Source organism: Helicobacter suis HS1, from assembly GCF_026000295.1.
GTDB lineage: Bacteria > Campylobacterota > Campylobacteria > Campylobacterales > Helicobacteraceae > Helicobacter > Helicobacter suis.
In genome coordinates, this window is sequence record NZ_AP026769.1 from 265,947 (window position 1) to 287,350 (window position 21,404).

A 21,404-nucleotide genomic window follows, 5' to 3' on the forward strand; every position below is an offset into this window, starting at 1 on the left:
TTAATCAGAAGTCTTTTAGAAAAGAGCGCAAGCAGATGAATAATCCAACAAAAAAATCCAAATCACTTTTTGAACCACTCACTATTGAGTTTATCAAGAAATTAGGAGCAGAAAAATCAGATACAAATTTGTACTTGTTAATGGAGTTGTTTAAAAAGGACGGTGTGGAGATTGGGATTAAAAGAGAGATAGTCTCTTCTATTGGTCGGCAAAAAGATAATGATGCTATTTTTGCGTTTTTAAACCAAGAGGCACTTAAAGGGTGGTGTGTTGATATTTGCTGCCAGATGTTGCGCACTTGCCTTTATAAAGCAAAACAGGATAGCCGGTTTATAGCTTTAAGAGATAAAATATTAAAGCATTATGATAACGAAGTGATGCATAAGATGGTTGCCTACCATGAATTTAGACAAAATAAACACAGCCTCAAGAAACAAAGCCCACAAATCAAAAGACCGACTCTACTAGTTGGAGATAATCGTCTTACCCTAAACAAAATAAGACAAGGGCAGATCCAGCTAGTTTTTACCTCCCCGCCTTATTATAATGCCAGAACCTATAGCTCGTATAAGAACTACAAAGAGTATTTAAAGCAAATGCAAGAGAGCTTAGCGCAAGCTTATAGAATCTTAGAAGAGGGGAGGTTTATCATTATCAATGTTTCCCCAGTAATTGTTAAGAGGGCGGGGCGTGAATTTGAGAGTATCCGCTATCCTATACATTTTGATTTCCACTCTATTTTGGTACAAAGCGGGTTTTATTTTATTGATGAGATTATCTGGATCAAGCCTGAAGTCTGCGTGCCTAATCGCATTGCAGGCTATTTACAGACAAAAAGACCGCTCAGTTATAAGCCAAACTGTATCACTGAGAGCCTATTAGTTTATCGCAAGAATACGCCTTTTTTGTTAGATAGAAATATGAAGCGCTATAACAAGCGCTTAAAAAATGATGGTGCAGTAGATAGCACTAATTGTTGGTTCATTACCCCCAAATCTGATAAAGATCACCCAGCCGTGTTTCCTGAAGAGCTGGTAGCAAGGGTGCTTAGATATTATTCCTTTGAAGGAGATGTTGTGTGCGATCCCTTTGCAGGGAGCGGTACGCTAGCAAGGGTGGCTCAAAGAATGAAGCGTATTGCGCTTTTATGTGAACAGAATGAGGAGTTTGTTAAGAGATTAAAAAGGGAGGGATTTTTTGAACTTAGATGAGGTGATGGTGGAGCAGATTATAAACAAGCTTTTAAGAGGAGAGGATTATAGAGATGAGATTATAAATGCGATCAATGTGGAGTTTTTAGACTTTGCCTTATTTTTCTTTAAGCAAATTTTAGAGGCTAAAATGCAAGATGAGGCGCTCTATTTAGCTTGGTATAAAAAACATTTTATTTCTAATCCAGATATAACGCCCAAAGAAGCAGCCATTTATGCCGGGATTAATGAAAAGACCATCCGCAATATTTATGGGTGTGGAACAAAAGAGGTGATCTTAGATGTAGCACAAAATAATATGGACTATCTTGAAAATTTGTTGCATGCATTAGGAGAGAGTGAAAATATAGGAATCCACCTTAAAATAACCCATAAAAGCATTAGTGTAGAGCTTGATTTAAACGAGTCGTTAGTAGTGATTAATGCTTTAGCCACTAAGAAAATTGCTTTGCGGGGTGGGGCGTGGAGCAGTGTGGGTAAGAAGGTAGAAAAGCCCTTACTCTTGGCATTATGTCAAAAATGTGGTGTTTCTGAGGGGTTTTACAGCGCTAAGACTTTCTGTAAAGATAAAAATCTTGCCTACGATAGAGAAGTGGATTTTAAACTTTACAATGCAGATAAAAGTCAAGAATATAGAGTGGAGGTTAAATTGATGGGTAAGGGCAACCCAGAGTCTGCGGATGCAGTGATGGCCAGAGAATCGCATATTTTCGTAGCCGACACACTGAGCGATCAAAATAAAAAACAACTTAAAGATTGGAACATAGAATTTTTAGAACTCAAGGGCAATAAGCACTGTATTGATGATTTTAAAAATATATTAAAAAGATTACACATTCCACATAAAACCTAGAGTTATTATTTGCCGGTGGTATGCGGGCTAAAAGATATTTTTAAGTTCCCCTGCAGAGTGATCACATTCTTACCGGAATGTAACTTTTTCAACCAAACACCTTACATGCATCCCCAACCTCTTAAGTCTCACTTAAAGAATACATACAAGAAGATACAGAGAGGTTTATATGCCTTATACCAGAAAGATTATCAAACCCAATCTCAACTCTAAAGATTTAAAACAACTCCAGAATGCCAATATCCAATACTCTAAAAAAACCAAAGAGCACTACTTCAAATACACACAGGATATAGACTACAAACTCTTTAATATCGCCCTGCTGTGTGATGAGCATGGCACAAGCTTTTATGGCTCTTTTGGAGCTAAGCAACTCTTTTTCTTGATAGCTAAAATCGCACTCCAAGCCAAAAGCAACAAAATTGCCCTAGATAGACACTATGCACACTATGCACTCCAAATTGTCCCTAGAACCTTGAACTTGAATTTGAATATCTTACAAGATAAGGGTTTTATCAAGCTCATCAAGGGTAAACACCGCTACACCTACATCTACCTCAATGACTACAGACAGATCAAGGGCTATACAGACACTGGAATCAACAAGAGAGCCAACATCCCTACACCTTTTTTCTTGGCTATTCTAGCTTATGCTAAAAAGATTGTCCAAGCTTTAAAAGAAGTGGCTTTTAAAATAAAGGGCAGACATGGGCTTTTTACACTCAAGTCCCCCAAAGATAGGGGGCGTATGCGCCGTTTCAATGATGTGATCTTAGAGTTTAGCCCTTTGGATGATCCTAACACCACCATCTTCATAACCTATGAGCAACTCACAGGTAAGCAAATCCCTAATATGAAGTGCTTCTACCAGCTTGCTATTGTGAAGAAAAATCTCATAGAAGCTTTAAAGAGTCAAATGGTTTTAGGAGAAGCGGCGTGAGGAAATATCTAAAAGCATTTGTCTTACTTTGTATGGGAGTATTGCAAGCTGGGGGCTTGGAGAATCTGCAAAATGCCATCCAATCTTGGTTAAGTAGTGGCAGTGCCAAACTAATTTTAACCATCATCTTCATAGGCATTGGTATCTTTGTGTGGAAAAACTTGGATCGGTGGAAAGAGATTTTGTTGACAGTTCTAGGCGTGGTGTTAGGCTCTTTAGTCTTTTTTGGTGCGCCTAAGCTATCTGCTTGGTTGATGCAAATTTTTCAATAAAGGAGAATAGATGCAAGTTGTGCAGGTGAGTGTGCCTAATCTAAGAGAAATCTCTAGCAAAGAAAAATTCTTATGGCTCAATGCCAAAAGTTTTTTAATCTGCTTGCTTGTGCCCTTCGTGTTACTACCCACTATTGGAGTCTTATATGCCTTGCTGCTCTATGGTGTGCTTTTATTAGTGTTTAGCATTTTAGAATTTTTTGATGAAGACATTAGCGATATTCTAGTTGCGCGCTCTAAAATCAAAACTAAGAGCACAAAATTTTATGCGTGAAACTTTAAAGGAAAACACGATGCAAGTCAATCTTGAGATTAAGGACTCCACTTATAAGGAGTGCAAGAAGTATGCCAAGAAGTTTGGTGTGGATTTAGAAACTTTTCTAGTTTCTATGCTAGAGAAATCTTTTCCACCCATTTCTAATTCTAAGATCAAAGAAAAAAAGCTCCAAGAATTGCAAAAAGTGATGGATAGAGTGGCAGAAGCTTTCATTTATCTTGGGGGTACTTTAGCAGAACAAGGGCGTTACAAAGAAGCACACGCCATATTTGAGAAATTAGAGCAAGAACTTTCAGCGCACTTAAAAAGTGTACAAGAGCCCATATTAAACCCTTAAGGAAGAAAAGCCATGCTAAGTGATTTGTTTACATTTTGCAAACACAAGAGCATTGACTATCTAGCAGGCTTGATGCCTAAAACCTACTCTATGGTTGAGGAAAATAATATTCTAGGCATCTACGATTCCCAATTTTTAATCACCAAACAAGAGAATTTAGTAGGGTTGTTGGAATTGCAGGGCTTGAGTTACTTGAATTTGATGCAACAGGATTTAGAACATTACTTTAATGCCCGCCAGAGTGCATTAGATAGTATCCCTCTAGGTGTGCATCTAAGAATTGTGGCTAAAAGAAGAAAAGAGCAAATCAAGCAGAATACACAGATAGATAATCCTTATGCTAGGGCTATCATTGCAGGATTTGAGAGCAAAGAGATTTATGATAACCGCTACTATCTTGTCTTTGAGAGCACAACAGGCACGCTTAAGAGCTTTTTTGAAAAGAAAAAGCTAGAGATGAGCACTTCTATAGCAGAGAGCCAAGATAATCAAGAGCGCTCCAAGCAAAAAAACATCACCTTTATTAACAAGCACTCCATGCTCAAAGCAACCATGCAGAGAATAAGCCATGCACTCAAAGACTTCAACCCTAGAGAGCTTAACAGCCAAGAAGCCCTTAGATTTTATGCCGAATATATCAATGGCTTTAACATTCCTTTAAAACCTAAAATGGGCATTCTCAGCGATAGTTATATTGCTAGTGATGTAGAATTTAGAAAAGATTACTTCCTGATCAATTTTAAGGGCAAAACCACCTACCAACGCTTTGTAGGCGTGAAAAACTATGAAAACCAAACCATCACTTCTGTGGCTCTCTCTTGCTTGTTACACTATGCATGTGAGCTAGACATTATCTTTTCTATAGAGCCTTTGGGCATTTTTGAGAGTTTGCATTTCTTAAAAGTACGCAAGAAATTTAGTTTTGTTAATTTTGTCAAAGAGGAGTTAGATAGATACATTGATCTGGTGCAAGCTTCTAGACTCTCTATGCAAAAAATTGCCTTGAATGTGCTCATCAGAGCAGAAAGCAAAGAGAGTTTAGACAGACACACTGAGGCGGTTTTAAACTTGCTTAACAATGAAGGCTTGGTGAGCAAAGAGGAGACTATCGGGATGATACCCTCTTACTTTTCTTTCTTTCCGGGTCGGATGGACTTAAACTATAGAGCTAGATACCAGACTTCTAGCGTGATGGCGGCCTTGATCTTGTTTGAAAAGAATAACAGGGGCTTTAAAGCCAACTCTTGGGGGGATATGCCCTTGAGCGTGTTTAAAAACTTAGATCACTCCCCTTATTTATTCAATTTCCACAACCAAGAAGTGCAACACAAGGGCGTGTTAGCCCACAATATTGCTAGAGTCAATGGACACACGATGATTATCGGAGCAACAGGAGCAGGCAAGACCACCTTGATGAGCTATTTGATGATGAGTGCTTTGAAATACCCAAATTTAGACATTTTAGCCCTAGATAGACTCAATGGCTTGTATTCCTTCACTAAATACTTTGGAGGGGTGTATAACAATGATGAGGAGTTTTACATTAACCCTTTGACTTTAGAGGACTCTAAAGAAAATGTAGAGTTTTTGTGGAGCTTTTATACTTACATGCTAGGCATTGAATCTACCAACAAAAGAGATAAAGAGCTCACAGAAGATCAAAATGCCGTGCGCAATGCTATTGGGAGTATGTATGCAGACCACAAGAAAAAGAGCAAGCAGCAAGAAGCCTATGAGCCCTATACCTTAGAAGAGTTCACCAACACCTTTATTAAGACACAATCTGAACAAATCAAAGGCACTTTAGAGCCTTATTTGCAAAACCCCATTTTCAATGCCAGAGAGGATTGCCTAGAGTTTAAAAGCCGCATCACCACCATTAATATGGATTCTGTGATCAACAACCAAAAAGACGCAGGGCTACTTGCTTATTACATTTTCTATAAGCTCATCCATAGAGCCTTGCACACCAATCGGGGCTTTTTTTGCTTCATTGATGAGTTTAAATCCTATGCGCAAAATGCGCTGATGAATGACAAGATTAATCTCATCATCACCCAAGCGCGCAAGGTCAATGGGGTGGTTGCTTTGGCTTTGCAAGACATCCACCAGTTAGATGAAGTGAAAAATGCCGACAGCTTTATTAAAAATATGGGCACACTGATCTTCTATCCCCAAAAGAACATCAATACAGACAAGCTCAAAGACCAGTTTGGCATCAAACTTAGCGATTTAGAACGCCATTTCCTAGAAAACACCAATGTTTCTAGCCACCAGATTTTAATTAAAAATATGAATGATAGCACTTCTAATGTGGTGGATGTGAGTTTGGCTGCTCTAGGTAAGTATTTGCCTATCTTTAGTTCTAATGCCAGCACTATGGCACATATCAAGCATTTAATCAAACAATACCCAACTAGCTGGAGAGAAGTGTTTGTGCATGGGTAAAAAGATGAAAAAATACCTTGAAATTGCTCTAGTGAACCTAGCCCTCACGCTACTATTCTTAGGCATTCTTGCTTTGCTGTGTGGCTGTTCAGACAAGTTTATAGAGATGAAAAAATCGCCGTGTGCAAACACACCTGATCTTTTTATAGCTAAATTAGGGATTAGCGTGGTTGACATACCCCCCGCGCTTAAGGCTAAGACTTTACGGTGCTAGTGCTAAACCATGTCTGAAAGTTTGCAAGAGAGGCGTGCAGAGTTTGCTAGGATGGCAGAGCAATTTAGCACCCAAGTCTCATTTGAACAAGCAGATTATGAAAAATTTGCCAAACTCAGTGTTGCGCTTCTTTTAGAGCTCTTAGATCAAAAAGACAACACAGACAGAGAACAAAAAGATATAGAGGAACATACAAGCAAGCTAGACTTAGCACAGACCCAACACATCAGCAGACAAAAAGCAGAACAGGAATTAGATTTTGAGCAATTAGAGCAAAAAATCAAGTCTAATGTGTTACCCCAGATGCAGGCTACTCTCAATGCACATTTAAACCAAGTCCAAACAGAGATTGAGAACAAGATAGAGAAATTCACACTTGATCAACTAGACCTTGGGAGTGTGTTTAGACTAGAGAGAAAGATGACACAAGTAGCCTTTAGGTTTGTCTTACTAGGGGGCTTTGTGGTGATTGCTTTGAGTCTAGCCATTGTGTTGATGATGCCCTTAGTTAGGGTTGAGCCCGTGCTCATAGACTTTGCCAATGCAGACAAGCATTTTGCCATCATCCAGCGTGCGGATGCCAAGATAGAGCAAAATGAAGCCTTGATGCGCGCTTTGGTGGGTAGCTACATCCTCAATAGAGAGACCATCAACCACATAGACGATCAAGAACGCTATGAGAGTGTGCGCCTGCAGAGCACAAGCGCAGTGTTTAAAACCTTTGAGGGTTTGGTAGCTGGAGAGCATAGCATCTATACTAACGAAAATATTGATAGAGAAGTCAAGATCATCAATATCTCTATCTACAAAAAAGGCAAGGCGCAAAATATTGCCGTGTCTGATGTGGTGGTAAAACTCTTCAATCAGGGCTATTTGAGCTATGAGAAGCGTTACCGTATCACCCTGAGCTTTACTTTCTTAGAAAAATTAAAATTTGATTATAACTCCATGCCCAAAAATCCTACAGGATTTGAAGTTCTTAAATACTCCATTACAGAAATAGCAACAATCAAGGCGCTAGATACAACCCATAAAATCCATAAGCTCCCTAGGAGCAAGATTATTTACCAAGATAAAGGGAATAAAGGAGAGGGGCAATGAGGGTAATAAATAGAACACACACGCCCCTTGTATCTCTATACGCTCTATCTCTATGTGCTAACGCAATCTTATTAAGCACTTTACACGCAGAAGCCCAGAATGCCGATGGGTATATGCCTCCTGTATTTGATCATCCTGTAGATCATCAAGCCCCAGCACACCCAAACCCCTATCCAGCCCCTAAAAGCCAGCCAACACCCCCTACAAACCCATACACCGCTCCAAATGCACCACCCCCCAGTGCACCCACACCCTTTAGTTCCAAGCCAACGCCTGTCAAGCCACAAGAAGAGAAGCCTAAAGTTTCTGCTTTCAAAGACAATTCCAAATCCCAAACTATCCTAGAAAACAAAGGTTTGGTTAGAAAGAGTGGCAATGATGATAGTGTTGAGGATAGCTTTGAGGACAAAGAGAGCGATTCACTTGCCCCTATGCAGAATTTGCACGCCATCCAATCTAATTTTTTTAGCAAAAGGCACTCCAAGAGAGATAACACCACCTTCATTGATTATCACATTGGCGAAACCTACAATGTCCGTTTGCGCTATGCCATGACCACCACTTTCATTTTCAATGACAACATCTCTCAAGTCATTTTAGGCGATGAGATTGGCTTTTCTACTAAAATGCTAGGCACAGATAAAGAACACTTGATTGGCAACATCTTGCTCATTAAGCCCCTGCAAATTGGCGTGGATAGTAATTTGACCATTGTGGGCAAGAGTGGGAAGGTCTATAGTTTCTATATCTTTTCTACAAACTACACCAGCCACAAGACCCCCGCACTCATTGTCTATGTCTCTTCTAAGGATTTTTTCAAGCCTTTAAGAAAGCCAGCAGAGGAAAAAGTGTTAGAGCCCACCACTACAAAGAACAACACAACACCCCAAAAGCCAACGGCGCACAAGAAGACAGCCAAGCGCAAGAAAAAACCAAAGACAGAAGCGCACAAAAGCACACCAAGCCACTTGCCAAGCAAAGAGCCACCCAAAGCACTATCCCCTGAACAAATTAACCGCCGCTATGCTAGCGATGCTTTTTCTGTAATCACTAACCACACTAAAGATTTTAGAAAATCCCCCAATACAGAGGATGATTTTAAGAAACTAGATTACACCGCCCAAGTGAGTGATGATGGCAAATATCTTAGAATTGGCGATGCGATCAACCACATCTACATTGAAAAGTCTAAGATAGAGCGCGGTTATGTGATTATGCCCTTTAAAAAGCGCAAATGGTATTGTTTCTGGATTTGCAAAAAGCCTAGTAAGAAAGCCCACGCTTTCAAGCCCTTAGATATTTTCAACGATCAGCAATTCACCTATTTTAAGTTTGATCGAGCTAATGCGCATTCTAAATTTCCCGTGCTCTACAAGGTTGTTGATGGCTATGACAATCCAGTTAATAGCCGTGTGGTAGGTGATTATATCATTGCTGAGGATGTGAGTGATGTGTGGGATTTGAAGATGGGCAAGGACTATATTTGTGTCAAAAAACTCCACTCAAAGAGTAGAAATGGATGCTAACACCAAGAAATGGCTCAAAAGAGGAGGGATTGTGCTGGGGGGAGCTTTAGGTTTGTTTGTGCTAGCCATAGTAGTGGATAAGAGCACAGAGAAGTCTAAAGAAGAAATCCTTGAGTTAGAGGAGAGCACCTATCCTTTGAGTGATTATTTTTTTGTCAATGGCAAGAAAAAAGACCAGCTCCAGAGTTTGCCACAGATAGAAACACACCAGCACAACACCAAAAAAGACTACAACACCATCAACAAGGAGCTAGAAGCGCAAAACAAAGCCCTAGAGAAAGCCTTAGAGAGCGCCAAGCAAGAAGCTAAGAAACTTCCACAAGTGGTGGTGCTTAAAAACACAGAGACACCCAAGTCTATTGGGAGTGTGGCAACACCCCAGCCTGTTGCTCCTATTGTGCCCCCACGCACCAGAAGACTCACCAAAGAGCAATTAGAGCTCTTAAACTCTAGAATGAGCCCCTTTGAGCCCCTCAAAGATGCGCCCAAAGCAGAGATTGACTATGGAGTAGATAGCTTTGAAAATCTCAAAGCCCAAGATAAAGGTACAAATGAGAATAAGCTCTTAAGAACGATCACCGCTGATAAGATGATTCCAGCCTTTCTGATCACGCCCATCTCTAGCCAAATTGCGGGCAAGGTTACTGCACAGGTGGAGACAGATATTTTTGCCAATATGGGCAGGGCTGTGCTCATCCCTAAGGGCTCAAAGGTTATTGGCTATTACAATAACAACAATAAGATAGGTGAATACCGCCTCAACATTGCATGGACGCGCATTATCACACCTCAAGGCATTAATATCATGCTCACCAATGCTAGAGGCGTAGATGTGAAGGGCTATAATGGGTTGATTGGTAAGGTCATTGCCCGTAACTTCTCTAAATATGGCATGCCCTTACTCACCTCCACTCTCTCTAATGGCTTGCTCATCGCGCTCACCTCTGCTCTAGCTAATAGACAGAATAAGGCAGGGGTGGGCAACCCTTTTTTTGGGGACTATCTCTTGATGCAACTGACCCGCAACACAGGGATGAGCCTCAATCAGATCGTAGGACAAATCCTAGCAGACAAAGCCCGTATCAATCCTATTATCATCATTAGAGAAGGAAGCCGTGTTTTTATCTCCCCTAATTTAGACATCTTCATCCCTAAGCCTAGGCATGGGGAAGTCCTCGCACAATTTTTTAAAGAGAAAAAGCCCGTTGTTAAATCACAGGAGGAAAGCTATGAGGAAAATGAGTTTTAGCCTAACAAAGAGAAAGATAATGAAAATGAGTTTTAGCCTAATAAAATGGTGTTTCTTAGCTTTGTTATTGCCTATCTATGCCCACGCTTTGGTGATCCAAATAGATCATAGCATTGATTTTTTTAAGAAAAAGGGGGATTTGAGTGGTTATGTGGTGTTCAAAAAGCGTGTGCACAAGGAATTGTTGGCTCTGGGAAAATACCAAGTCTCTAGGAATAAAAAAAGCGTGCTTTTCACCATCACGCACATCAAAAAAGCAGAAAATTATAGAACTCTGAGTGCCCAGCCCAGCGCCATTAAGGAGACTAGAGGCAAGAGAGGATTAAAGAAAGGCACAAGGATTGTCTTAGGTGGAGAGGATAATGCAGAGATAGCCAACTTGTTAGGTGTGGATAGGCAAGCTTACCGGGCTAATAAGGGCGGGGGAGGGTTTGTAGCAAGCAAGACACAGGGGTTAGGAACTAGTGGATCTGGTGTTAGTGAAGCTACAGGGGGCAGTGGTGGGAGTGTTACAAGTGCTAGAGGGGCTGTAGGTGCAAATAGCATGCAAGGCAACAATCCCTTCCCTCCCATTGCTGGAGGCAATAGCTCTGTTTCTAATAGTTATCCTTTAGGGAGTGGATTACCTTTAGGGAGTGGGTTAGGATTAACTGGGAGCTCTATCATGCCCTTGCCATTGGCAGAGGGGATTAATAATAGAAGTAGTGCTAGTAATGGGAATGGTACCAGCGGGGGCAATGCTACTAGCAACAACACAGCTAGTGGAGCTAGTGCCAGCCCATACACCACGCTGTTTTGCAGCGCGCCTATTAGGCATGGTAACCAGATGGATATTAATATCGTAGATCGCGATGGCAAATGCGTATCCATGCAAGCTTACAGAGATGACAATGTGTGTAGCTACCGCTATGATTTTGAAAAAGGCAAAGCCATTAAGCAAACACAATTTTACTTTATCAATAGAGAAAACAAAAGCTTTAACATCGGAGGGTGTGTGGATTTGCAAGGTCCTGAGTATGCATTTGCACTCTACCAAGATGACAGCAAGTGCAAGTTGCAAACGACTAAGGATAAAGCTTATGGAAGTGGGCAGGCAAGCTTTTTTCAGACCCAAATCCTCTTTAGAGGAGCAGATGGCCTCATCCATATGGCTAAAGATTGTAGCGATTTTGCCAATGTGCAAGAGGAGCTCATCAGATATGATAATGACAGCGCAGCTAAGAAAGTGAGGCGCATTGTGGATCAATACTACATTGATCCGGTGAGCAAGAAAAAAGTCTTCATCTCGCATGGCATTGTGAGCCCCATTGAGTTGGATTATCAAGAGTATGCGTGTGGGAAATGGGAGTTTGATGATAGGAGTTTGCAAGCCACCAGACCCACACAGATTAGAGCCTTTGATACAATGGCCAATGCCTACTACAATGTAACGGGTTGTGATTACAGCGCAGCACTGGGCAAAACCCCCAAGGTTGTGCAACCCTACACGCAAATCAACACCACCAGCTCTGTGAAAAATGAAGAAGTAGATGACTTGGATACTTCTAAGGGCAGCTCCTATGATTTGCCAGAATACAGGACTTTTGAAATCAAAGAGAGGGTTTTAGGCAGTGGCAATAGGACTTCGTATTCTCATTGTGATGATGGCTGGAGCAGCTGGACAAAATCAAAAGACTACACGGCTTATTACAATGGCGATTTAAGAACCATAGCTAAATGGAGCACAGAGTATAAAACCATCAATACCGGCACAACACAGGTCTATATCCGCCCTAGAAATGATGGGGATGATGAGGCACAATACAACACCTATAAGTTTTACTATGTCTCTAAAGCCAAAAAAGAACTCCAGCGCACACCTCTGTCAATAGACATTAACGCGCGCAACTTAGATGATACTTATCGCCACAATGTAGAGCTAGTGATCCTGTCTAACAAACTCAATTTGAATACAGGAGTCTTAGGACTTATCAACACACCTGAATTTAACGCTTGGAAGCAACAAAACTATCATCCGGGCAATGGCAATTTGTGCCTGAATTACTCTACACGCAGTGGAGAATCTTGGAAGCCTAGTAGCAAGGCTAAGTATTGCACTTGGGGAGAGACTCCTGATGCTAACTATAGTTGTGCCCAGCACAATGACTTTGTGTTACCTTAATTTAGCCAAAGGAAGTTTTATGTACAAACCATCATTGTTAATTTTAGGATTCTTAGGGATGTTGTACGCTACAGAGGATACAGAGGGCTTTTTAGCCCATATGCCAGATGCTACAGAACCCACAGAGAACGCCCCAGAACCCCCAAAGAGAGCAGAAACACAACAAGCGCTAGTAAAAACGCAGAAAAAACAGATACCAACCCTTCAAGAGAGACCCCTATTAGACGCACAAACCTTGCAAAAGCAAGTGATGCAGCAAGAAAAACAAAAGCTTAAAGCACAGCGCCATAGCAGGGCGATATTCATCAAAAATGGTTGGTTCTTGGGTACTGAGATAACTATCAGTGGAACAGATTTAAGAGAAGATTTGAGCAGGTTAAATGGTGCAACAGATACTCTAGTATTTTATCAGGGCAGAGCAAAGAGGGCTAATTTTAATATGGGAATAGTGGGGGGTTATCAGCACTACTTTGGCAATACCCAAAAGCACGGGATTAAGGTGAGTGCACACTTGTATGGAGGCACGCCTAGTGTTGTAAATACTCCTATGAGAGATGTCAGAACAAGCCTAACTACCACCTACACGCCTCTAAGCTTTGGTTTAGATGTGAAGTATGTCTATGATTTTTTCAACCACATCGGCAAACACCGCCACACTTTGGGCTTATCTGTGGGAGTTGGGTGGCGGCTGTATGAATACTTTGCCAGTATTGAAGCTTTTCACACACGCATAGGGGTTCTCACGCCTACCAGCCCTAAAAATATTTTCAATCAAGGATTCTACCCCACCATTGGTTTGCACTACTACTTAAACCACCACCAGTTTGGCATCAATTATCGTTTTGGAGGAGCAATCCACTACACCTCCAGCGTAAAGAGCACTATCCAAGAAAAAAGTGGGCGTTTCAAAGCAGAGGTGCTGTTTGACAGCTTTAGAACAGAGCTTAACAATAGCAGCTATATCAGCCTGAATTATGCGTATCTGTTTTAGGAAAGGATGCAATGCAAAACCAAGAGATTAACCCCATTCAAAGGACAGAGATGGATAACAACCCTAGCACAGCAAACCCAGTCATAGATGCACAAGCACTTTTACAGCGCATGGATGCTTTGAGCTTTATGGATCAAAGAGAAAAGAAATTGCGCGAACAGATAGAAAAATTGAATGCCAAAATCCAGAGCACCACTTTAGCCTATGAAAGAGAACACCACAAGCAACTGCTCAAGGCTAAGGAATTGTGCGATGAACTAGAAAGCTTGCAAAGGAAAAGGACTTAAATGTTAGATTTAAGCCCGCTTGCTAAATACAGAAACCTAAAAGCCTGCATTGAGAGCTTTTTGCCCTACTTAGCAACCGCGCCGTAAACCCCCTAGCTTTAGCTATGGGGATATAAGGCGCATGTTTGGTCGTTTTTCAAGCAAAGTGTGTATAATATAGTTCTATGCTCATCGCCTACAAGCAGAAACTCTACAGCACAAGCAGAAATAAGCATATAAGCAAACTTCTGCGCCTTTATGGCATTTGCTACAATCATTGTATCGCTTTGCATAAGCGGTATTTTAGACTTTTTAAAAAGCATTTAAAGCTTTATACCTTGCAAAAGCATATCACTAAACTAAAGAGAACAGCACGCTTTGCTTTTTTGAAAACTCTAGGCTCTCAAACCTTGCAAGAGCTAGTAGGGAGGATAGACAAGGTTTATAAAAGATTTTTTAAGAAACAAGGTAGACCACCACGATTTAAAAAGGTGGCTTTATACCAAATCTTTCACATTTAAGGGGGGAACAGGTTATAAAATCCAAAACAACATTATCTCTTTTAATGGCTATCGCTTTAAGTTTGTCAAAACCTACGACCTTGCAGGCAAACCCAAGACCTTAACCATTAAAAGAGATAATCTAGGCGATTATTTCTTGTGCTTGGTGTGCGAAACAGAGGATAACCTTAAGCCCGCAGGCGGTAACAGCGTGGGGCTTGACTTTGGGTTAAAAACTTTTCTCACATGCTCTAATGGCACACAAATCCCATCGCCTTTATTTTTCTCTAAATTCTTGCCTTTGATCCGTGCTTGCTCTCGCTCCCTATCCAAAAAGAAAAGAGGCAGTCATAACCGCCTAAAGGCTAGGCTAAAACTTGCTAGATTGCACCGCAAAGTCCAAAATCTTAGAAAAGACTTTTTCTACAAGATTGCTAATAGCCTAGCCAAACAATACGCCACTATTTTCATTGAAGATTTGAACCTGAAGGGTATGGTTAAACTTTGGGGGCGCAAGATTAATGATTTGGCTTTTGGTGAGTTTGTGGCTATCTTGGAGAGAAAAACCCAAGTGGTTAAGATTGATAGATTCTATCCCAGCTCTAAAACTTGTTCTAGCTGTGGGGAGGTTAAAGAGGACTTGAGCCTCAAAGATAGAATCTTTAATTGCCCCTCTTGTGGGTTTTCTTTGGATAGAGATTTAAACGCAAGCATTAATATTCATAGAGTGGGGGCATCCACTCTTGGAGGAGAAGCTGTAAGACCCGCCTAGCGGGCAAGCTTTGATGATCCCAGAATCCCCTAGCTTTAGCTATGGGGAGTATGTCAAAATCCAGTGCTATGTAGGAGAAAAGGCTAAAACCATTCTGCAAGAACAGATGCTCAAGCACCAGAATATAAGCCTAACAGCTCTCATAGAAAGATTAATTTTAAATTCAAATCCCAGGTCTTATCGCACACCTCCAAAGCCCATTAGAACCTACTTTGAAAGTATTTTTAAAATTATTGAGCTTAACCAGCACTTGTATGTGCAGATGAATGCCAATGCTTCTAATTTGAATCAAATGATGCACCATGCTAACATTGCTACTAAAAAGAACACACCGCTAGAACCCCCATTTTGGAATCAGGCTTTCATTCTAATAGAAAAGATAGATGAGAACATTTGGCATTTAAGAAAATTACTCTTAGAGCTCTTGTGTCAAATCTATACAGACATTGAAGAGAGAGAAAAGCCAGTGCTCTAAAAAGAGCCCTTAGAGGCTATCAGACTAAGCACTCCTGTTCTCTTACTACAAATAAGAAGCCATCATGAAACAACAATTTATCGCTTGGATGAGCTTGTTATTAAGCGTGCTAGGCATACCGGTATTTTTCATACTAGCTAATTGGTATGCCTTTGAGGGATTGCATAGTTTTAACGATGCCTATATCTTTTCACATTCTATCATCTTAGGTTTGCAACAGGGCGCAAGTGTGTTAGATTTAAAATTTGAAGTCTATTGCACCGCCCTTCTAGCTCTCACACCCCTAATCGCCACTCTCTACTTGCTCCTACCCAAAACCGCACAAAAGACCCATGGCTATGCCAAATGGGCAGGGGTGAAAGACATTGAGTGTTTTAAAATCTACTCTAAAGAAGGCTTTTTTAAGACCATCCATCCTTTAGGTGTGTGCTTTAACAAGGGTTTTATTTTGGGTAAGTTTGGTTTTCCCTTTGCTAAGAGTGTGTGTTATGACAAGCCTTTAGGGGCGATGATTGTTGCACCCCCCGGAGCGGGCAAGAGTGCAGCAATAGCTATCCCCAATCTTTTAAACCTGCCCACTTCTTGCATTGTTACAGACATTAAGGGCGAGCTTTGCTCTGTGAGTGCAGGCTATAGACAACAGGCTTTACACAATAAGATTTTCATCTTTAATCCATTTGGAAAGGATAACACTTGCTTTTTTAATCCCTTTGACAAGCACTTAATAGAACCGATGAACTTTGATTCTAAGCTTAGATTAGTGCAAGAGGTGGCTAATAATATCTTTATCCAAGAGGACAAACAAGAGGATCACTGGGTGGCTAAGGCTAGGGAATTGTTCTCTTTTTATGCCCTCTATGATGTTTGCACTAAGAACCAATCAAACTTCTATGACATTGCCATGGGTCCTAATCAAGATTTTGTGGCTTTAATCCATCCTCAAAGCAAGTATTATAAGATGCTTTACCAGCACGATCAAAATGGTAATTTGGTGCAAAATCCCAATGCCAATCCCGCCCAGCTCTTTTATCTGCAAGTGAGCGATCAAAAATACATAGATGTGAACGATCCTAGAAATTACGATCCTAATGAACCTGAGCCAGAGCATCGCTCAGAGGGCACGCTAGATGAGATTATTAGAAATGATGCGCGGGGCTGGGCAAATGCAGCAGAGGAAGAATTTGCTAGCATCAAGTCTACCTTTAATCGCTTTGTGAGTGTGTTTAAAAGCCCACAAGTCAAAGAAGCCACTTCTAAGATGAGCTTTGAATATGCAGATTTTAGAAAGAAAAACATCACGCTTTATATCAAAATTGCCCAAACAGACATCACCACTCTAGCTCCGCTTATTAGAACGCTATTAGAGAGCATTGCTAAAAATTTATTGCTTGAGGAGAGCAAAAAGCCTAATGAGCGCATCTACTTCATCTTAGATGAGTTTGTGCGCTTTGGCAAACTGCCCTTTTTGCTAGAAATGCCTGCGCTGTGCAGGAGTTACAATGTTGTTCCCTTATTCATCACTCAAGACTATGCGATGATTAGAAAATACTATAGCGATGATGAACTCAAGGTGTTAAAGGGTGTGGTGCATTACAACATTGTTTTTAAGATGAATAGTGCTGAGGATGCAGAAATTATCTCTAAGGAGGTGGGGCAATTCACCCGTTTGAGTAAAAATACTTCCACAGAGAAAGGCCAACTAGTTTTTGGAGGCACAAGCTCTTATTCTTTAGAAGGTAAAGAATTACTCACCCCCCAAGACATTTTAAACATCCCTGATAATGAAGTGATCATCATGGTTACAGGCAAAAAGGCAACCCCCTTAAAGCTCAAGGCTAATTTTTACTTCAAGGATAAAGAATTGTTAGGGCGGGTTGGCTGGAAACTTGAAACTACAAATCCAAACTTAGGAGATTAAGATGTGGAAAGACATGTCTTTACCAGAACGCAAGAGCGCATTCACACACTTCAAGGCTCAAGAATTAGTAGCACACTTAAAAAGCCAGCACATCCGCTTAGATCAGGCACAGAGTTTAGAGAAAGCCTATAACCCTAGCACGGGCAATTTTTATACGGACTTGCACGCTTTAGCTCTAGATGCTAAGATGTTAGAGTGTGGGTATAACAAAAACCAGTGGATTTCTTTAAATAGAGCAAGGCTATTAGGTGCAGACCCCAAAGAGCTTGCCTACATCAAGGCAAACACCAGAAACAAACAAAACCCACAAGGGAGCATAGAAAAGGTTAGTATTTCATATCTACAGAGAAAAGATAAAGAGGGCAATGTCCTAGTAGAGCCTATTTTCAACACAACAGACCTCTATAATGTGGAAGTGTTTTCTACCTTAGACACCAGCCTTTTTAAAGAGCCTAATCCTCAAAGTTTGCACAGACAAGAACACAGCGCGCAGGTGCGCCTTTCTGATTTACAAAATGAGCTTAGTTCTGAGCACTACACACAGCTACAAGAATACATGCAGGCTAGATTCCCTGCAATAGAGCAAGAGAACACAGAACGCATGTCTGAAGTAAGTGATCTACAAACTCAAGTGGATATTTTAAAAGCAGAGGTGCAGAGATTACAAGCAGAGCGTGAGGCTGATTTAAAAGAGCACACCAAAGAATTAGAGATGCTCAAGGCTCAAAATACAGCAATTTTAGATCAGTTAAATCAGCTAGTGGCACAATTTGCCCCTCCCACACAACAAGAACGCACAGCTACTATCCAAGCACCACAAGAACCCTCCACCCCAACCCTTCCTGATGAACATGTTAATTTTATGCAGACACCAGAGCAAGTAATCAATGCAAAGCAGCCAGATGGCACAGACAACAGCACACTTGAAAATAAAATACAAGATAATACCATACAAGAGAATACAACAATAGACAACACTGCAACACACAATACTACACAAGATAATATAAAACAAGATAATACTGCAACCGCTACAGAGGATACTACCCCAATACCTCCTAATGAACCCCTAGAACACAAACCTGCAACTGCAAAGCAGAGGGAATACACGACTCACCAAGAGTCCAAGCCCAAAACTTCAGCACCAGCACCCAATGAGCGTGTTATAAGCTCAGGGTCTATAGAATCTACATCACTAGGAGAAGACCATGAAAGAAGCGAGCATAGAGGAGTTTATGCAGGCGATACAAAGCAGTATGGGGATAGACAAGGACGACCCATGGTTGGAGATGAAGAAATTGTGGGAGAAGTGGGAGAAACTAGCCCAAGAGTTGAGCCCACAGCAGAGGGGATACTTCTTGAGTCTGGGGGAGGAGGGGATGAAAGAGCTAGCACAACATTACGATTGGCATCATCTGAAACTGAGCATTCAGATAGGCTTAGAGAGGGTGATGGAGCACAAAGAGGAGCAGAGGCAGAAAGAAGAGAGGGAGCGCGCGGATCTTCTGCTTTATCAGGAGGCAATCCAGAAGGGGATTTATCCCCTAGAGCGCATGCCCATCCATCCACTGGAGTTGGAGACATTGAGGGAGAAAATAGAGAAGGCAAATCCAGAGCGTTGGGAGCAACTGATGTGGCTATACAACCACGAGAAAATGGAGGGTTACGAGTTTTTGCTACTGGATCGCTGGAGGAGCTGGTTTCCTCACATGATCTATCATCTGCACCTAGACATTCTGTTCTACATAGTGCGCGACCAAACACAGATGGAGTTAGCGATCTTGGATCGCACACAGGCACAGATTCAGCGCGCAGAGGGGATAACAGATATGGAAATTCTCCAAGAAGCAAGAATCAATCCCTATCACTATTTGATCATAGACCCCTGCTGCACAGGGAGGAATTACTGGGAGTGCCTGCAGAGGGACAAGGAGTTGATGGCACACTCCAATATGAGTCTAGAGGCATTGGTGCACCAGAACTAAATGCCTCTGAAATAGGGGGAGGAGTTGAGCGTGCCCATGCACAGGACGCACAAGAGGCAAGCACACAAGCAGTAGGCAATCATCGGCGCGATTTTAAGACCCAAGAGGAGCATGCCCCCAGCACTCCTAAAAAGCGCTATGAAGCCAATGTGGCAGCTCTTAAGCTTTTAAACCGACTCAGAATAGAGGGCAGAAAAGAAATCACCCATGAGGAACAAAAAATTCTAAGCGCTTATAGTGGGTGGGGTTCTATGAGCAACTTCTTTGATTCAAGCCAAGAGGGGAAAGAGTTCTTGGAGTTGTTGCGGACTATAGACAGAGGGCAATACATCCAAGCCCGCGCATCCGTGCTAGATGCCTATTACACCCCTAAGATGATAGTAGATGCCATTTATGAGGCTTTGGAGCATTTTGGGTTTAACAAGGATGGCAACACCAAAGAAATCTTTGAGCCTAGTGTGGGAGCGGGGAATTTTTTAAGCTATGCCCCAGCTAATGCTCACTACCACTTCAGTGCTACAGAAATAGATAGTGTGGGTGTGAGGATTGCCAAAACCCTCCATCCTAACCAAAATATCCAGCTTAAGAAGTTTGAAGAATTTACTTTCACCCATGATTTTGATGCCTTTGTGGGTAATCCTCCCTATGGAAAGGATGTCATTTACGATGGAGATAAGGATTTAAGCGGGGCAAGTGTGCACAACTACTTTGTGGGCAAAGCCCTTAAACACTTAAAAGAAGATGGCATTCTAGCCTTTGTCATCACTAGCTCTTTTTTAGATGCAAAAGATAGTAAAATGCGTGAGCACATCGCCAAGCAAGCTAGCTTCTTAGGAGCGATTAGATTGCCTAGTAATGTGTTCAAGGGCACAGGCACGGAAGTTACGACAGATGTCATATTCTTTAAAAAGGGACAAGATACAGAGCTCAACCAAGATTTTATGCGCTCTGCCCCCTATTACAGGGTAGGTGAAAAGCTAGATTTAGATGTGCTCACTGCTCACAAAAAATTGATCAAAGGCACAACTGCCCACGAGCATCTTAGACTAGCTAAGGACATTGATAAACTTTTAGGGATTAACAAGGCTGCTAGCACGCCAGAGTTAGTTGTCCCAGATTGGGATGAGGCACAAAAGGAGCAAATACACGCTTTTTTTGAAAAGAATAAAAAAGAACTCTTGGGTTTTTGCCTCAATGAGTATTTTATCAACCACCCTGAGCACATCTTGGGGAATCTGCAGGCGCGCGTGGCTAACAAGGGTATGGAGCTCACCAACACCCCCCAAGCCTCTTTAGATTTAAAGCAAGCCATCTCTTCTCTCATCTCTACTTTGCCAAAGGACATTTACAGATATAGAAAGACGGAGTATCCTCAAGGGCTTGTGATTTTAGATCGCTCACACCACAAGTTTGCCCAATATGCCCAAATCTGTGCAAACGCAAAAGCGGGCAATTATGTAGAGTTTGAAGGAGAGATTTACAGATTCAAGGCTGCAGATTGGGATGTGGATACCTTAGATAAAGTTTACCTCTTAGAACAAGTCCCCACCATCAAAACAAAAATGCAAAAAAAGCGCATCCAAGCTTTCATCCCTCTAAGAGATGCGCTCCATGACTTAATCCAAGCAGAGCTCAACCCTTTAAGCACCGATGGGGAGTTAGAAACCAAGAGAAAAAAGCTCAATGCTCTCTATGATGGGTTTGTGAAAACCTTTGGCTATTTGAATGAAAACAAAAACCGCAAAGACCTTAAAGGGGACTTGTATGGCTTTAGAGTCTTGGGCTTAGAAAGAGACTTTGATAAGGGCATTAACAAAGCCCAAGCACAGGCTCAAGGCTTATCTCTTAGAAAACCCAGCGCTCAAAAAGCAGACATTTTTTTCAAGCGCACCCTAGCCCCTCAAAAAA

General features: G+C 41.5%; 16 protein-coding genes and 2 pseudogenes. All 18 read left to right on the forward strand.

Annotated elements, in window-relative coordinates; translation table 11 throughout:
- The first annotated feature begins 35 nt into the window (after positions 1-35).
- On the forward strand, positions 36-1,211 hold the full coding sequence (locus OO773_RS01560; protein ID WP_006564106.1) for a DNA-methyltransferase: 1,176 nt from the start codon (positions 36-38) through the stop codon (positions 1,209-1,211).
- Positions 1,198-2,064 (forward strand): CfrBI family restriction endonuclease, encoded by an 867-nt coding sequence (locus OO773_RS01565; protein WP_006564107.1) that lies wholly within the window; start codon positions 1,198-1,200, stop codon positions 2,062-2,064. The genes OO773_RS01560 and OO773_RS01565 overlap by 14 nt, the downstream gene beginning before the upstream one ends.
- 169 nt (positions 2,065-2,233) lie before the next feature.
- A complete protein-coding gene (locus OO773_RS01570) occupies positions 2,234-3,004 on the forward strand; it encodes a hypothetical protein (protein WP_034375711.1) in 771 nt (256 codons plus the stop codon).
- A 32-nt stretch (positions 3,005-3,036) separates the two neighbouring features.
- Positions 3,037-3,276 (forward strand): TrbC/VirB2 family protein, encoded by a 240-nt coding sequence (locus tag OO773_RS01575; protein ID WP_050780158.1) that lies wholly within the window; start codon positions 3,037-3,039, stop codon positions 3,274-3,276.
- A gap of 10 nt (positions 3,277-3,286) precedes the next feature.
- Positions 3,287-3,550: a hypothetical protein gene (locus OO773_RS01580; RefSeq protein WP_034375715.1), complete on the forward strand. Its 264-nt coding sequence runs from the start codon at positions 3,287-3,289 to the stop codon at positions 3,548-3,550.
- Between the two features lie 19 nt (positions 3,551-3,569).
- Positions 3,570-3,890, forward strand: a complete 321-nt coding sequence (locus OO773_RS01585) for a hypothetical protein (RefSeq protein WP_034375717.1) — start codon at positions 3,570-3,572, stop codon at positions 3,888-3,890.
- Between the two features lie 12 nt (positions 3,891-3,902).
- Positions 3,903-6,338 (forward strand): VirB4 family type IV secretion/conjugal transfer ATPase, encoded by a 2,436-nt coding sequence (locus OO773_RS01590; protein WP_034375719.1) that lies wholly within the window; start codon positions 3,903-3,905, stop codon positions 6,336-6,338.
- A gap of 4 nt (positions 6,339-6,342) precedes the next feature.
- The gene (locus tag OO773_RS09790) at positions 6,343-6,552 is read left to right on the forward strand and encodes a hypothetical protein (RefSeq protein ID WP_141556969.1); all 210 of its coding nucleotides are present in this window, start codon (positions 6,343-6,345) and stop codon (positions 6,550-6,552) included.
- A gap of 9 nt (positions 6,553-6,561) precedes the next feature.
- Complete coding sequence (locus OO773_RS01600; protein ID WP_050780156.1) at positions 6,562-7,653, forward strand: type IV secretion system protein; 1,092 nt, start codon at positions 6,562-6,564, stop codon at positions 7,651-7,653.
- Entirely contained in the window at positions 7,650-9,179 is a 1,530-nt protein-coding gene (locus OO773_RS01605; protein ID WP_006564108.1) for a TrbG/VirB9 family P-type conjugative transfer protein, read from the forward strand. The genes OO773_RS01600 and OO773_RS01605 overlap by 4 nt, the downstream gene beginning before the upstream one ends.
- Positions 9,169-10,428, forward strand: coding sequence for a DNA type IV secretion system protein ComB10 (locus OO773_RS01610; protein WP_040499125.1), 1,260 nt, complete (start codon positions 9,169-9,171; stop codon positions 10,426-10,428). Before OO773_RS01605 ends, OO773_RS01610 begins: the two co-directional genes overlap by 11 nt.
- 19 nt (positions 10,429-10,447) lie before the next feature.
- Positions 10,448-12,589: a collagen-like protein gene (locus OO773_RS01615; RefSeq protein ID WP_232087234.1), complete on the forward strand. Its 2,142-nt coding sequence runs from the start codon at positions 10,448-10,450 to the stop codon at positions 12,587-12,589.
- A gap of 19 nt (positions 12,590-12,608) precedes the next feature.
- The gene (locus OO773_RS01620) at positions 12,609-13,580 is read left to right on the forward strand and encodes a hypothetical protein (RefSeq protein ID WP_040499126.1); all 972 of its coding nucleotides are present in this window, start codon (positions 12,609-12,611) and stop codon (positions 13,578-13,580) included.
- Between the two features lie 11 nt (positions 13,581-13,591).
- Positions 13,592-13,867: a hypothetical protein gene (locus OO773_RS01625; protein ID WP_050780157.1), complete on the forward strand. Its 276-nt coding sequence runs from the start codon at positions 13,592-13,594 to the stop codon at positions 13,865-13,867.
- A gap of 164 nt (positions 13,868-14,031) precedes the next feature.
- A pseudogene (locus OO773_RS01630) lies at positions 14,032-15,118 on the forward strand (RNA-guided endonuclease InsQ/TnpB family protein).
- A gap of 13 nt (positions 15,119-15,131) precedes the next feature.
- Positions 15,132-15,593: a hypothetical protein gene (locus tag OO773_RS01635; RefSeq protein ID WP_073115515.1), complete on the forward strand. Its 462-nt coding sequence runs from the start codon at positions 15,132-15,134 to the stop codon at positions 15,591-15,593.
- A 64-nt stretch (positions 15,594-15,657) separates the two neighbouring features.
- Positions 15,658-17,511 (forward strand): type IV secretory system conjugative DNA transfer family protein, encoded by a 1,854-nt coding sequence (locus OO773_RS01640; RefSeq protein WP_176485806.1) that lies wholly within the window; start codon positions 15,658-15,660, stop codon positions 17,509-17,511.
- Positions 17,512-19,870: 2,359 nt separating this feature from the next.
- Positions 19,871-20,368, forward strand: a pseudogene (locus OO773_RS10205) (Eco57I restriction-modification methylase domain-containing protein); the annotation flags it as partial.
- Positions 20,369-21,404 lie beyond the last annotated feature (1,036 nt).

Bases quoted from the DNA above. Each gene is read 5' to 3' on its own strand.
- OO773_RS01560 (WP_006564106.1), top strand. From the start codon at position 36: ATGAATAATCCAACAAAAAAATCCAAATCACTTTTTGAACCACTCACT.
- OO773_RS01570 (WP_034375711.1), top strand. From the start codon at position 2,234: ATGCCTTATACCAGAAAGATTATCAAACCCAATCTCAACTCTAAAGAT.
- OO773_RS01575 (WP_050780158.1), top strand. From the start codon at position 3,037: ATGGGAGTATTGCAAGCTGGGGGCTTGGAGAATCTGCAAAATGCCATC.
- OO773_RS01580 (WP_034375715.1), top strand. From the start codon at position 3,287: ATGCAAGTTGTGCAGGTGAGTGTGCCTAATCTAAGAGAAATCTCTAGC.
- OO773_RS01585 (WP_034375717.1), top strand. From the start codon at position 3,570: ATGCAAGTCAATCTTGAGATTAAGGACTCCACTTATAAGGAGTGCAAG.
- OO773_RS01590 (WP_034375719.1), top strand. From the start codon at position 3,903: ATGCTAAGTGATTTGTTTACATTTTGCAAACACAAGAGCATTGACTAT.
- OO773_RS09790 (WP_141556969.1), top strand. From the start codon at position 6,343: ATGAAAAAATACCTTGAAATTGCTCTAGTGAACCTAGCCCTCACGCTA.
- OO773_RS01600 (WP_050780156.1), top strand. From the start codon at position 6,562: ATGTCTGAAAGTTTGCAAGAGAGGCGTGCAGAGTTTGCTAGGATGGCA.
- OO773_RS01605 (WP_006564108.1), top strand. From the start codon at position 7,650: ATGAGGGTAATAAATAGAACACACACGCCCCTTGTATCTCTATACGCT.
- OO773_RS01610 (WP_040499125.1), top strand. From the start codon at position 9,169: ATGGATGCTAACACCAAGAAATGGCTCAAAAGAGGAGGGATTGTGCTG.
- OO773_RS01615 (WP_232087234.1), top strand. From the start codon at position 10,448: ATGAAAATGAGTTTTAGCCTAATAAAATGGTGTTTCTTAGCTTTGTTA.
- OO773_RS01620 (WP_040499126.1), top strand. From the start codon at position 12,609: ATGTACAAACCATCATTGTTAATTTTAGGATTCTTAGGGATGTTGTAC.
- OO773_RS01625 (WP_050780157.1), top strand. From the start codon at position 13,592: ATGCAAAACCAAGAGATTAACCCCATTCAAAGGACAGAGATGGATAAC.
- OO773_RS01635 (WP_073115515.1), top strand. From the start codon at position 15,132: ATGATCCCAGAATCCCCTAGCTTTAGCTATGGGGAGTATGTCAAAATC.
- OO773_RS01640 (WP_176485806.1), top strand. From the start codon at position 15,658: ATGAAACAACAATTTATCGCTTGGATGAGCTTGTTATTAAGCGTGCTA.